General features: G+C 70.6%; 12 protein-coding genes and 1 riboswitch. Of the genes, 8 read left to right on the top strand and 4 right to left on the bottom strand.

Annotated features, from left to right (window positions below; genetic code table 11):
* Positions 1 to 3 precede the first annotated feature (3 nt).
* The 4 genes from ilvA (at position 4) to Q9R27_RS01350 (ending at position 4,273) form a co-directional block, all read left to right on the top strand.
* Positions 4 to 1,248, top strand: coding sequence for a threonine ammonia-lyase IlvA (gene ilvA, locus Q9R27_RS01335; protein WP_311250521.1), 1,245 nt, complete (start codon positions 4 to 6; stop codon positions 1,246 to 1,248).
* 107 nt (positions 1,249 to 1,355) lie between these two features.
* Positions 1,356 to 2,456 carry a diacylglycerol kinase gene (locus tag Q9R27_RS01340; RefSeq protein ID WP_311250522.1) on the top strand — a complete coding sequence of 367 codons (1,101 nt, stop codon included), beginning with the start codon at positions 1,356 to 1,358 and terminating at the stop codon, positions 2,454 to 2,456.
* The gene (locus Q9R27_RS01345) at positions 2,453 to 3,250 is read left to right on the top strand and encodes an SDR family oxidoreductase (RefSeq protein WP_311250523.1); all 798 of its coding nucleotides are present in this window, start codon (positions 2,453 to 2,455) and stop codon (positions 3,248 to 3,250) included. The genes Q9R27_RS01340 and Q9R27_RS01345 overlap by 4 nt, the downstream gene beginning before the upstream one ends.
* 12 nt (positions 3,251 to 3,262) lie before the next feature.
* Positions 3,263 to 4,273 carry an MBL fold metallo-hydrolase gene (locus Q9R27_RS01350; protein WP_311250524.1) on the top strand — a complete coding sequence of 337 codons (1,011 nt, stop codon included), beginning with the start codon at positions 3,263 to 3,265 and terminating at the stop codon, positions 4,271 to 4,273.
* Between the two features lie 5 nt (positions 4,274 to 4,278).
* On the opposite strand, the gene Q9R27_RS01355 is transcribed toward Q9R27_RS01350, so the two are convergent.
* On the bottom strand, positions 4,279 to 4,941 hold the full coding sequence (locus Q9R27_RS01355) for a hypothetical protein (protein ID WP_311250525.1): 663 nt from the start codon (positions 4,939 to 4,941) through the stop codon (positions 4,279 to 4,281).
* A gap of 94 nt (positions 4,942 to 5,035) precedes the next feature.
* Between Q9R27_RS01355 and Q9R27_RS01360 the strand changes: the two genes are divergently transcribed.
* Complete coding sequence (locus Q9R27_RS01360; protein WP_311250526.1) at positions 5,036 to 6,211, top strand: NADH:flavin oxidoreductase; 1,176 nt, start codon at positions 5,036 to 5,038, stop codon at positions 6,209 to 6,211.
* On the opposite strand, the gene Q9R27_RS01365 is transcribed toward Q9R27_RS01360, so the two are convergent.
* Genes Q9R27_RS01365 through Q9R27_RS01375 form a run of 3 tightly spaced genes read right to left on the bottom strand, consistent with a single transcriptional unit; the run spans position 6,212 to position 8,210 of the window.
* Complete coding sequence (locus tag Q9R27_RS01365) at positions 6,212 to 6,832, bottom strand: class F sortase (protein ID WP_311250527.1); 621 nt, start codon at positions 6,830 to 6,832, stop codon at positions 6,212 to 6,214. It abuts the gene before it with no gap.
* Positions 6,833 to 6,860: 28 nt separating this feature from the next.
* Positions 6,861 to 7,487 carry a class F sortase gene (locus Q9R27_RS01370; RefSeq protein WP_311250528.1) on the bottom strand — a complete coding sequence of 209 codons (627 nt, stop codon included), beginning with the start codon at positions 7,485 to 7,487 and terminating at the stop codon, positions 6,861 to 6,863.
* A 9-nt stretch (positions 7,488 to 7,496) separates the two neighbouring features.
* Entirely contained in the window at positions 7,497 to 8,210 is a 714-nt protein-coding gene (locus Q9R27_RS01375; RefSeq protein ID WP_311250529.1) for a DUF6801 domain-containing protein, read from the bottom strand.
* A gap of 360 nt (positions 8,211 to 8,570) precedes the next feature.
* A riboswitch (TPP riboswitch) is annotated at positions 8,571 to 8,681 on the top strand.
* Here Q9R27_RS01375 and Q9R27_RS01380 point away from each other — a divergent pair.
* From Q9R27_RS01380 to Q9R27_RS01390, 3 genes are all read left to right on the top strand, one after another.
* Positions 8,672 to 9,724: a thiamine ABC transporter substrate-binding protein gene (locus tag Q9R27_RS01380; protein ID WP_311250530.1), complete on the top strand. Its 1,053-nt coding sequence runs from the start codon at positions 8,672 to 8,674 to the stop codon at positions 9,722 to 9,724. (Overlaps the previous riboswitch by 10 nt.)
* Before the next feature lie 10 nt (positions 9,725 to 9,734).
* Entirely contained in the window at positions 9,735 to 11,363 is a 1,629-nt protein-coding gene (locus Q9R27_RS01385; protein ID WP_311250531.1) for an ABC transporter permease subunit, read from the top strand.
* A gap of 18 nt (positions 11,364 to 11,381) precedes the next feature.
* On the top strand, positions 11,382 to 12,380 hold the full coding sequence (locus Q9R27_RS01390; RefSeq protein WP_311250532.1) for an ABC transporter ATP-binding protein: 999 nt from the start codon (positions 11,382 to 11,384) through the stop codon (positions 12,378 to 12,380).
* The last annotated feature ends 44 nt before the right edge of the window (positions 12,381 to 12,424 follow it).

The raw sequence follows: 12,424 nt of genomic DNA on the forward strand, positions 1-12,424 counted from the left end.
CGGGTGGAGCTGCCCGAACTGAATGCCGATGCGGTGGACCGCGCCGCCGACGTGCTGCGCCCGGTGGTGCGGTGTACCCCGCTGATGCCCTCGCCACGGCTCACCGCGGAGGTCGGGACGCCGGTGCTGCTCAAGCGGGAGGACCAGCAACTCGCCCGCTCCTACAAGGTGCGCGGCGCCTACCACCTGATCAGGAGCCTGGGTGCGGACGAGCGCGAGCGCGGAGTGATCTGTGCCAGCGCAGGCAACCACGGCCAGGGGCTCGCCTATGCCTGCGCGGCGCTCGGCATCCGGGGCACCGTGGTGGTGCCGCAGAACACGCCGCGGCAGAAGCGGCGCCGGATCCTCGACCTGGGCCAGGGGCTTGTCGAGCTCGTCACCACCGGCAGCACCTATGACCAGGCATCCGCGGCGGCCCACGAGCTGGCCGAGGCCTCCGGCGCGGTGCACGTGCATCCGTTCGACGACCCCCGGACCATCGTCGGGCAGGGCACCATCGCCCCCGAACTCGTCGAGCAGCTGCCCGACCTGGCCACTCTGGTGGTGCCGGTCGGCGGGGGTGGGTTGATCTCCGGGCTGGCCCTGTGGATGCGTGCCCGCCGTCCGGACGTGAGGATCATCGGCGCCGAGCCAGCCGGTGCGGCGAGCATGGCTGCCGCGCTGGCAGTGGGGGAGCCGGTCGTGCTGGAGGAGATCGACACGTTCGTCGACGGGGCCGCGGTCGGGAAGGCAGGCGTGTTGACCTTCCCTGTGGTGCGTGACCTGGTCGATGAGGTGGTCAGCGTCCCCGAGGGCGCGGTCTGCACCGAGATGCTCGAGCTCTACCAGGTCGAAGGCGTGATCGCCGAGCCGGCCGGAGCGCTGGCCAGCGCCGCGGCGAAGCGGATCCAGGTCGGCGAGGGCCCGGTGGTCGCGATCGTCTCGGGCGGCAACAACGACGTCAGCCGCTATGCCGAGATCGTGGAGCGGTCCCTGGTCCACGAGGGTCTGCGCCACTATTTCCTGGTCACCTTCCCGCAGGAACCCGGTGCGCTGCGCCACTTCCTCGACGACGTCCTGGTCGAGGGCGCGGACATCGTGCTCTTCGAATACACCAAGAAGAACAACCGCGAGACCGGCCCGGCCCTGGTCGGCATCGAACTGGAGTCGGCCGGGGACCTGCCCGGCCTGCTGGACCGGATGGATGCCAGCCCGTTGACCATCGAACTGGTGCCGCCGGGCTCCCCGGCCTTCAGCTTCCTGCTCTAGGACGCCGAGTCGGCGTCAATTGACGCCGACTCGATGTTGAATCGCGTCAACACGTGCCGCCTCGCGGAGGGCTACCGAAAAAATGGAACGTGTTCTAGATTGTTGCAATGAGCACGCACCCCACCTCCGCCCGCCGTCCGCTGCGCGTCGTCGGCTGGTCCACCGGGACCGTCGGCCGCCACGTCATCGCCGGCATCGACCGCCACCCTGACCTCGAACTCGTCGGGCTCTGGGTCTCCCACCCCGACAAGGTCGGCCTCGACGCCGGGGACCTCGCCGGGCTCGGCCACGACCTCGGCGTCGTCGCGACCAACGACCGCGATGCCCTGCTCGCCCTCAGGCCGGACGCCATCATCCACACCGCGATGACCGACGACCGGGTCTTCGAGGCGATCGACGACCTCAAGGCGTTCCTCGCCGCCGGGATCAACGTGGTCTCCAGCGGCCCGGTGCTGCTGCAGTATCCGTGGGGCGTGCTGTGGGAGGACGCGCTGCGTGAGGTCGAGGAAGCCTGCACCCGCGGCAACGCCAGCCTGCACGTCAACGGCATCGACCCCGGGTTCGCCAACGACGTACTGCCCCTGGTGATGACCTCGCTCTCGCAGCGGATCGACACCGTCAAGGTCAGCGAGATCGCCGACTACTCGACCTATTACCAACCGGTGGTCAACGGTGAACTCTTCGGCTTCGGCAAGCCGGTGGACGCCGACGTGCTGATGTGGAAGCCCGGCGTGCTCTCGATGGCCTGGGGCTCGGTGGTGCGCCAGATCGCAGCCGGCCTCGACCTGGTCCTCGACGAACCACTGGTCGAGGAGGTGGATCGCCGGCCCGCACCCGTGGACACCACCACCGTCAACGGCGAGATCGCCGCCGGCACCATGGGAGCGGTCCGCTTCCGGGTGATCGGCCGGGTCGGCGGCGTCGACAAGGTGATCCTCGAGCACGTCACCCGCACCGCTGTCGACCAGGTGCCCGAGTGGCCCAGTCCGCCCGAGGGCGGCGGCTGCTATCGCGTCGAGATCACCGGCCAGCCGAACATGACCGTCGACTTCACCCACTGCGGCGAGGGTGGCGACCACAATGACTCCGGGATGATCACCACCGCCCAGCGACTGGTCAACACGGTGCCGCACGTGGTCGCCGCCGAATCCGGCATCGTCACCGCCCTCGACCTGATGCACGTCACCGGCCGCGGACTGGTCTCGTGAGCATCCTGGACCGGTTCCGTGTCACCGACCACGTCGCCGTGGTCACCGGCGCGGGCCGCGGGATCGGTGCCGCCACCGCGGTCGCGCTCGCCCAGGCCGGGGCCGACGTGGTCATCTCGGCCCGCCACGCCGACCAGCTCGAAGCGGTCGCCGAGACGATCCGTGCAGCCGGGCGCAGCGCCCTCGTGGTGCCGGCCGACCTCAGCGACCCCGACGCGGCAGCGAGCCTGGCCCAGGCGGCGTACGACGGGCTCGGGCGACTGGACATCGTGGTCAACAACGTCGGGGGCACCATCCCCAACGCCTTCCTCGACACCGACGTCGCCTATCTGGAGGAGTCGTTCCGCTTCAACGTCAGCACCGCGCACGCCCTCTCCCGGGCGGCGGTCCCGCTGATGCTGAAGGGTGAGGGGCAGAAGTCGATCACCTCGATCTCCTCGATGATGGGGCGCACCGCCGGTCGCGGCTACCTCGCCTACGGCACCGCCAAGGCGGCGCTGGCCCACTGGAGCCGGCTGGCCGCCACCGACCTCGCCCCGCGGATCCGGGTCAACGGCATCTTCGTCGGCTCGGTGATGACCAGCGCCCTGGAGTTCGTGGCGCAGGTGCCGGAGATGATGGAACAACTCGAGACCAAGACCCCGCTGGGCCGGGTCGGCGAGGCCGAGGACATCGCTGCCGGCGTGCTCTACCTGGCCTCGCCGGCGGGCCAGTACGTCACCGGGAAGCTCCTCGAGATCGACGGCGGGCTCCAGTCACCGAACCTTGACCTGAACCTTCCCGACCTCATGTGATTGGTTGGACCGATGGACGACTGGACCGAGCCCGGCGCCTTCGAGGTGGCCCCCGGCGTACACCGCATCCCGCTGCCCCTGCCGATGGACGGACTGCGCGCCGTCAACGTCTATGCGATCGACAACGGCGACGGGCTCACCCTGGTCGACGGCGGCTGGGCGATCGAGGAGGCACGCTCCCTGCTGGAGCGCTCCCTGGCCTCGATCGAGCGCAAGGTCAGCGACATCAGCAGCTTCCTGGTCACCCACGTGCACCGCGACCACTACACGCAGGCGGTGACCGTACGCCGTGAGTTCGGCTCGCACGTCTCGCTGGGCATCGGCGACAAGCCGACCCTGGACCTGATCCACGCCACCGACGTCGACGAGGACCCGCACACCGAGATGCTGCGCCGGGCCGGTGCCTCTGCGCTGGCCGAGGAGTGGGGCGACTTCACTGCCGACTCAACTCCGGACCTCTCCATCTGGGACTATCCCGACACCTGGCTCGAGGAGGACCACCAGATCCCGGTCGGTGCGCGCACCATCGACGCGGTCTCCACGCCGGGCCACACCCAGGGCCATTTCGTCTTCGCCGACCAGGCCGAGCGCCTCCTCTTCGCCGGCGACCACGTGCTGCCCACGATCACGCCGTCGATCGGCTTCGAGCCTGTCCTGGCCGACCAGCCGCTGGTCGACTTCCTCGACTCACTGGCCAAGGTGCGGGCATTGCCGGACATGCAACTGCTGCCCGCGCACGGACCGGTCACGGCCTCCAGCCATGTCCGGGTCGACGAACTGCTCGCCTTCCACGACGAACGGCTGGACCTGTGCCGTGCCGCGATCGCGGCGAACCCGGGTACGTCGTACGACGTGGCGCAGCAACTGCCCTGGACCAAGCGCAACCGGCGGATCGCCGAGATGGACGTCTTCAACTCCGCCCTGGCCACCCTGGAGACCCGGGCCCACCTGGAACTCCTGGTCGCGCGGGGCGAGTTCATCCGCGAACTGGTCGACGGGGCCTGGGTCTACACGACCGCCTGACGTCCTCAGTCGCCCAGGTGCGGGTCCGCCAGGAGATACTGCGTGAACGGCCCGTCCTTGGCCCGGTCGTGGTGGCGCACCGGCTCGGGGACCATCCGGCCCTCGCACGCGTCCCAGAAGTGGTCCACCTGCAGGCAGATCCGGCGCGCCACCCACCCCGCGGGGCCGTGGTGCGGGACGTAGGGGTGCGGTCGGGTCGGAGCTCGCACCTCGGCGCGGTGCATCCGCTCGGCGAGCTGGTCGCTGGCCAGCGCGGTGCTGCGCGCGACCAGATCGCGGACCAGTTCCTCCTCCAGCGCCATGAACGCGTCGAGCTCACGGTGCAACCCCGCCCAGACCTCGGACCAGGGCAGATGGGCGGCCTGCGCCCCGCCGTACAGCTTCGCCTTGGCGCTGCCCATCGCCAACTCGAGGCGCCGGGCCCGGGTGACCAGGGCCCGTGCCCTGACCGTGCCGTCGGGGACGAGTCGGCGCACCTCGGCATGGAGAACCTCCACGGCCGCGGAGACGTGGCGGCTGGTGCTGGCCAGGAACGTGTCGATCGCCGGGTGGCCGTCCCGCGGATGGCGCAGGTTCGCGCGATGGAACTCGGCCGTGCCCAGGCGGGCGTCGAGGACCTCACGAGTGGCGGTGACGGTGTGGAGCAGTGGGTCGTGCATGGCGATCATCTCCCGGATGCCTGAATTCCAGTGTGCGCCCGCTCCGGCCAGGGAACAAGGGTCTTCCCGACCAGGAAACTAGAATCTGTTCTAGTCTGGGGGCATGCGACCCGACGTCTTCGCCCCGGCCACGCTCGGTCCGGTCACGCTGCGCAACCGCGTGGTCAAGGCCGCCACCTTCGAGGCACGGACCCCGTACGGCGTGGTCACCGACGCGCTGGTCGACTTTCACCGCACCATCGCTGCCGGTGGTGTCGGCCTGACCACCGTCGCCTATTGCGCGGTGGCGCCCGAGGGGCGCACCCATGCCGAGCAGGTCGTGGTCGGACGACGCACCGCCCCGGGCCTGGCCCGGCTGGCCGATGCGGTCCACGCACAGGGCGCAAAGGTCTCGGCGCAGCTCGGCCACGCCGGCCCGGTCGCCAACGGCCGCTCCAACGGCGTACCGGCGATCGCGGCCAGCCGGATGCCGAGCCCGCTGTCGATGCAGATGGTCCGCAGCGCCACGGGCGCCGACCTGGCCCGCGTCACCCGTCAGTACGTCGCGGCGGCCCGCACCCTGGTCGATGCCGGATTCGACGTGCTCGAAGTGCACCTGAGCCACTCCTACCTGATCTCCTCGTTCCTGGCTCCCGGCCTGAACCGGCGCAGGGACCGTTTCGGCGGCTCGCTGGAGAACCGGGCCAGGCTGGCCCGCCAGGTCGTCCGGGCGGTCCGTGAGGAGATCGGCGACGAGGCCGCGGTGATTGCCAAGACCAGCCTCTCCGACGGGTTCCGGGGCGGCCTGACCACCGCCGAGGGGCTGGATCTCGCGCGCATGCTGGAGGCCGATGGGGCGCTGGACGCCCTGCAACTGACCGGTGGCAGTTCGTTGATGAACCCGATGTACCTCTTCCGGGGCGGGGCGCCGGTGAAGGAGTTCGCCGCCTCGATGCCGTTGCCGGTGCGGATCGGGATGCGCACGGTCGGCAAGGGCTTCCTCAAGGAATACCCGTTCCGGGAGGGATACTTCCTCGACAAGGCGCTCGAGTTCCGCAAGGAACTGGCCATCCCGTTGATGCTGCTCGGCGGGATCAACCAGCGCGACACGATGGAGCGGGCGATGGGGCTCGGCTTCGATTTCGTGGTGATGGGCCGTGCCCTGCTCCACGAGCCCGGCCTGGTCAACCGGCTGGCTGCCGAAGCGGGTGGCAGCGGCACCTGCATCCACTGCAACCGGTGCATGCCGACGATCTATTCTCCCGGCGGGACGCACTGTCCGGTGCTCGCGGAGCAGTGATCAGGCAGGGATCGCGGTGACCACCACGTTGCTCAGCCACTCGGTCCCGTCGAAGTCCTCGCAGGTGATCACCACCAGCCGGTGCTCGCTGGCCTGGTCGAAGAGGACCGGCGACTGCTCGGCGAGTTCGTCCTTGGAGAGCACCACCACGTCGACGACCCGATAGTCGAGGGTGCCGGTGTCGGTGCGCACCGAGATCCGGGCACCCACGTCGACGGTCTCCAGGTCCTGCAGCGGGGCGCCGCCGGCGCGCATCGTGTGCCCGGTCAACAGGGACGAGCCCCGATCCGCGCCCGGCTGTGCCCCCTCGGACCACCAGCCCATCACCGAGGGACTGGCGGGGGGATTGAGCACGCCGTTGGGGGCCTTGATCGGGATCACCGGGGCGTCGACGCCGAGGTCCTCGATGATCAACCGCGACGGGTTGCCCGGCGTCTGCGGCTTCGCCTCGACCGGCGTGACGGACGGGGTCGGTGCAATGGTGGGCGCCGGACTGGCAGCAGCGGGTGGTGCGGCCGGGTCGGCGCTCTCGCGCCACCCCGAGAGGGCGCTCGCGCACAGCACGACAAGGGCGACGGCCACCGCCGCCGCCAGCGCGATCCCGAGATGCCGGCCTCTCATCAGTCCTCCCGGCACCATCGTATCCGGGTCAGGCAGGGACCGCCGTGACGATCACGTTGCTCTGCCAGGCAGTGCCGTCCCAGTCCTCACAGGTGATCACCACGATGCGCCCCTCGCTCTCCTGGCTGAAGAGCTCCGGGGAGGCCATGACGAGTTCGTCCTTGGTGAGCACCTGCACGTCACTGACCGCATAGTGCAGTTCGCCGTTGTCGGTGCGCACCACGATCTCGTCACCGTCGGCGAGGTTCTCCAGGTCGATGAACGCCCCGGTCCCGTCATGCACGGAATGGCCGGTGAGCAGCGCAGACCCCTTGGCGGAGCCCGGCTGTACGCCGTCGACCCACCACCCGATGACGTTGGCGTCCGCCGGCGGGTCGAGCATCCGGTCCTTGGTCTTGATCGGCACCACCGCGCTGTCGACGCCGAGCTTGGGGATCATGATGCGGCTCGGGGTCCCGGGCTCCTGCGCCGCTGGAGCCGTGGGCTCCGGTGTCGGCTCGGGCGTCGGGGTGGCGCTCGGTGTCGCCGCCGGGTCCGGGACGTCGGTGGCGGTGGGCTCCGGATCGGAGAAGGGATTGGTTATGAACGCCCACAGGAGCAGGGCGGCCACGACGGCCGCCACTGCTCCTGCGATGCGCCGGTGGGTCCGGCTCACTCAGGCTCCTCAGAGACCGGAGTTGGACCCGATGGGCAGCTCGGCCCCGTCGTCGTTGCCCGCCTCGTTGCCGGTGTCCTCGGTGCCTTCGTCGCCGGTGCCCTCGTCCTCGTTGCCGGCGTCATCCTCGTCGTCGGCAGGCGCGGTCACGGCGACAGTGTCGACCACGGCGTCCTGGTCCGCCTGCAGGGCGCAGGAGACCTCGGCAGGCAGCAGGCCGTCGAGGACGATCTCCTCGCCTGCCTCGTTGAACACGCTGATCGTGGTGGTGAAGTTCCCTGCCTCGATCGTCAGGTCACCGGCCTCGGTCGGTGCCAGCGGGGCACCGGCGCCGCTGGCAACGGTGTCCAGCGCGCCAGTGGCAGCAACCGGGGTGGAGGGGACGGTCAGGTTGGCAGTCACCTCTTCGCCACCGACGGTCGAGGTCACCACGGCCGTGCCGCTGATGCTGCGAGCACCGATGGCGTACAGCGTTTCGGCCATCGCGGCAGGGACGGTCACCGTCGACGTCACGTTTACCGGTGCGCCCTCGCCCACCTCCATGGTCTCCGGTGCGTCGGTGTCCACCACTGCGGTGAACACCTGGGGGCCAAGGGCGGTGTTGCAGTCATACGACAGCGTGCCCGAGACCGCGTTGGCCGGGCTGGTGCTGGCGAACGCCAGGAGCGAGCCAGCCATCAAGGTGGCAGCCGCAAACGGGCAGGCCAGAGCCTTCTTCTTCATAGTGCTTTCCCTCCCCGAGGCGGCTCCCTACCGCCTCAAGATCGGCTCGGCTCCCGACCGGGCCGATTGCGCTGGCACGCCCATTACCGAGCAGTAGCCAGGCCAGTCACCATATCGACAATCCGTGGAGGTGACAACCGTCACTCCCGCCTGTCCAGCCCGGGCACGCGCCGGAAGGGACGCGGGGCTAGTGGGCACATCGGAAGTTCTTCGGGTGTCCCGCACCCCGAGCACGCACCTCGCTGCGTTGTCCTCAGTCGGCGATGCTCCGCATCGCCTCCCTCGTCCGCCTTGCGATGCACGCACCCCGAGCACGGGTCACCCCCCGACGAACTTCTGGCGATACCCACTAGAGTGTCTGCCACGAGACAGGGGAGCCCTCCACACGGAGCGCTGAGAGTGCGGAACCGCCGCAGACCCTCAAGACCTGATCCGGTTAGCACCGGCGAAGGGAGTCGGAAATGAAGCACGTGTCCACCCTCGGCGCGGTGACCGCGCTGTTGCTGTCCAGCGCGCTGCTCAGCTCGTGCTCACTCTTCGCCGGAGGTGACGACCCGGGCGACGACACGGTCACCCTGGTCGTCCACGGCTCCTTCGACCTGCCCACGGAACTGGTCGAGCAGTTCGAGCAGGAGAGCGGGCTGACCCTGCGGATCACCGAGGGCGGCGACGGCGGCTCGCTGACCAACGCCCTGGCCCTCAACGTCAACAACCCCACCGGCGACGTGGCCTTCGGCGTCGACAACACGTTCGCCTCCCGCGCCATCGACGAGGGCGTCTTCGCCGAGTACGTCGTCGACCTGCCGTCGGGTGCCGACGAGTTGCGGCTCGACGGCGAGGGCGCCAACCGGATGATCCCGATCGACCAGGCGTCGGTCTGCGTCAATGTCGACCTGGCCTGGTTCGCGGCGCGGGAGATGCCGCCGCCGGAGTCGCTGGCCGACCTGGCCGACCCGACGTACCGCGACCTCTTCGTCGCCCCGGGCGCCACCACCAGCACTCCCGGGATGGCCTTCCTGCTCGCCACGATCGCGGAGTACGGCGACGAGTGGCCGGCGTACTGGGAGAAGCTGGTGGCCAACGGCGTCGAGCTCGCCGAGGGGTGGGAGGACGCCTACTACGGCTCCTTCACCGCAGCGGCCGAGCAGGGCGAGCGACCGATCGTCGTCTCCTACGACACCTCGCCCGCGTTCACCATCGACGACGCCGGCAACACCACCACCCGGGCCCTGCTCGACACCTGCTTCCGCCAGGTCGAGTACGCCGGGGTGTTGCGCAACGCGAAGAACCCCGAGGGCGCGCAGCGGGTGATCGACTTCCTGCTCAGCGACGAGGTGCAGGCCGCGCTGCCCACCAGCATGTACGTCTTCCCGGTCAACGACGAGGTCGCCCTGCCCGAGGACTGGGCCGCGTTCGCGGAGAAGCCGACGGACCCCAAGGACGTCGACCCTGCGGAGATCGCGGCCAACCGGGCCGACTGGTTGACCCGGTGGACGGAGATCATCAGCCGTTGAGGCGCCTGCCGTGAAGCGCACCGCCGCCCTGGTCGCACTGGCCGCCGTGCCGGTGCTCTTCCTCGGCGTCTTCTTCGTGCTCCCGGTCAGCGGCATGGTCGGCCTCGGCCTCGTCTCCGACGGCAGGTTCGCACCCGGCGAGGCGCTCGAGGTCCTCGGCCGCGCCCGGGTGCACCGCGTGCTCTGGTTCACCGTCTGGGCTGCAGCGCTGGCCACCGCGATCACCCTGCTGCTGGGCATCCCCGCGGCGTACGTGCTGCACCGGCTGGACTTCCCGGGGCGGACCGTGCTCCGCGCCGCGTTCATGGTGCCGTTCGTGCTGCCCACGGTGGTGGTCGGGATCGCCTTCAAGCACCTCTTCGCCGGTGCCCTGGCCGGGCTCGCACTCGACGGCACCCCGGTGCCGATCATCGCCGCGATGGTCTTCTTCAACCTCGCCGTCGTGGTGCGCACCGTCGGCACCTCCTGGGAGTCGCTGGACCCGCGTCCCGCCGAGGCTGCTGCCGCGCTGGGCGCCGGGGGCTGGCGCGTCTTCCGCACCATCACCCTGCCGGCGCTGCGCACCTCCATCGTCTCGGCCGCCACCGTGGTCTTCCTCTTCTGCTCCACGGCGTTCGGCATCGTGCTGATCCTCGGTGGCCTGCGCTACGCCACCATCGAGACCGAGATCTACCTGCTCACCACGGCCCACTTCGACCTGCCGGCCGCGGCGGCGCTGTGCCTGCTGCAGTTGTTCGTGGTGACGCTCCTGCTCTATGCGGCCCACCGGGCGCGTGCCGCAGCGCCGGTGCCGGTGGAGCGCCGCGCGCCCGGCGCCCGCCGCATCCGGCGCACGGACCTGCCGGCGGTGCTGGCCGCTGGCGTGGCGCTGGTGCTGATCGCCTTCCCGGTGCTCGACCTGGTCACCGGATCACTGCGCCACGACGGCAACTGGAGCCTGGCCAACTATCGCGCCCTGGACCAGGTCGGCCAGGGCAGCCTGGTCGAGGCCTCGGTCATCGAGGCGCTGGTGAACTCCCTGCGTACGGCGTTCGACGCGACGTGGCTTGCGCTGCTGATCGGGGGGCTGGTCTCGGTGATCGTCACCCGCCGCTCCCATTCGCCCACCGAACGACGCGTGCGCGCCGGCCTGGACGGCTTCTTCATGTTGCCGCTGGGGGTCTCCGCGGTGACCCTGGGCTTCGGGTTCCTGATCACCCTGGACGAGCCGCCGGTCAACTTCCGCGATTCACCGATGCTGGTGCCGATCGCCCAGGCACTGGTTGCGCTGCCACTCGTCGTACGGACCCTGGCCCCGGTCCTGGCCGGCATCGACGACCGGCAACGCCAAGCGGCTGCCTCCCTGGGGGCCTCCCCGCTGCGCACCGTGCTCACCATCGACCTGGCCGTGATCACCCGGCCGCTGCTGGCGGCGAGCGGGTTCGCCTTCGCGATCTCGCTGGGGGAGTTCGGTGCGACCTCGTTCCTCTCCCGCGTCGACCACCCGACCCTGCCGGTGCTGATCTTCCGCCTGCTCGGCACGCCCGGCAGCCACAACTACGGGATGGCGCTGGCGGCTGCGGTGGTGCTGGCGGCGACCACGGCTGCGGTGATGCTGCTGGTGGAACGGCTGCGGGTGCCCGGGGTCGGCGGATTCTGAGATGGAGGGGAGTTGAGGATGCTCGAGATCATCGACGCCAGTGTCGACTTCGGCCCGGTGCGTGCCGTCGACGACGTCTCGCTCGACCTGCCCGGTGGGGAGGTGGTGGCGGTGCTCGGCCCATCGGGCTGCGGCAAATCGACGCTGTTGCGCGCCGTGGCCGGGCTGGAACCGCTCGCCGCGGGGCAGATCAGGTGGGACGGCGCGGACCTGGCCGGGGTGCCGACGCACCGCCGCGGCTTCGCGTTGATGTTCCAGGACGGCCAGCTCTTCGCCCACCAGTCGGTCGGCGCCAACGTCGGCTATGCGCTGCGGATCCGGCGCCGCCCGCGCCGCGAGATCACCGAGCGGGTCGAGGAACTGCTCGGCCTCGTCGGCCTGGCCGGGTACGCCGACCGGGCACCGGCCACACTCTCGGGTGGCGAGCGGCAGCGGGTGGCGCTGGCACGCGCGCTGGCGGTGGAGCCGAGGTTGCTGCTGCTCGACGAGCCACTCAGCGCCCTCGACGCGGCGCTGCGCGAACGGCTCGCGGGTGACCTGCGCGAGATCCTCACCAGCACCGGTACGACGGCCCTCTTCGTCACCCACGACCATGACGAGGCGTTCGCGGTCGCGGACCGGATCGCGCTGATGCGTGCCGGGCGCCTGGTGCAGGCCGGGACGCTGGCCGAGGTGTGGGAGCACCCGCGCGATGCGGAGGCGGCCGCCTTCATCGGTTATGCCACGGTCCTCTCCGGCGCGGCAGCGGACCTGGTGCTCGGTGCGGCCGGGCTGCCGGGTGGGGCTCGGGTGGCGCTGCGCCGCTCCGCAGTGCAGGTGGTCCGCGAAGGACCGTTGCGCGGCCGGGTGCTCTCCTCGCGGCTCACCCCGGAGGCGACCCGCCTCGAGGTCGAGGTGGAGGGGGTCGGGCAGGTGGCCGCCGTGCTGGGTGACGGCGTACCCCCGCCGGGCCCGGGCCACCAGGTGCGGCTGCGGGTGCGGCCCGAGCGCCTGGCCGTGATCGGCGACGACTCCTGAGGGCCAACCCGATGCGGCGTACCGGCCCAGCGGGTCCTCTCGTC

The sequence above is a fragment of the Nocardioides sp. AE5 genome (assembly GCF_031844485.1).
Lineage (GTDB): Bacteria > Actinomycetota > Actinomycetes > Propionibacteriales > Nocardioidaceae > Nocardioides.

What these genes read in the sequence shown, in the direction of transcription:
- Q9R27_RS01340 (WP_311250522.1), top strand. Translation starts at nt 1,356, where the DNA reads ATGAGCACGCACCCCACCTCCGCCCGCCGTCCGCTGCGCGTCGTCGGC.
- Q9R27_RS01350 (WP_311250524.1), top strand. Translation starts at nt 3,263, where the DNA reads ATGGACGACTGGACCGAGCCCGGCGCCTTCGAGGTGGCCCCCGGCGTA.
- Q9R27_RS01355 (WP_311250525.1), bottom strand. Translation starts at nt 4,941, where the DNA reads ATGATCGCCATGCACGACCCACTGCTCCACACCGTCACCGCCACTCGT.
- Q9R27_RS01360 (WP_311250526.1), top strand. Translation starts at nt 5,036, where the DNA reads ATGCGACCCGACGTCTTCGCCCCGGCCACGCTCGGTCCGGTCACGCTG.
- Q9R27_RS01365 (WP_311250527.1), bottom strand. Translation starts at nt 6,832, where the DNA reads ATGAGAGGCCGGCATCTCGGGATCGCGCTGGCGGCGGCGGTGGCCGTC.
- Q9R27_RS01375 (WP_311250529.1), bottom strand. Translation starts at nt 8,210, where the DNA reads ATGAAGAAGAAGGCTCTGGCCTGCCCGTTTGCGGCTGCCACCTTGATG.
- Q9R27_RS01380 (WP_311250530.1), top strand. Translation starts at nt 8,672, where the DNA reads ATGAAGCACGTGTCCACCCTCGGCGCGGTGACCGCGCTGTTGCTGTCC.
- Q9R27_RS01390 (WP_311250532.1), top strand. Translation starts at nt 11,382, where the DNA reads ATGCTCGAGATCATCGACGCCAGTGTCGACTTCGGCCCGGTGCGTGCC.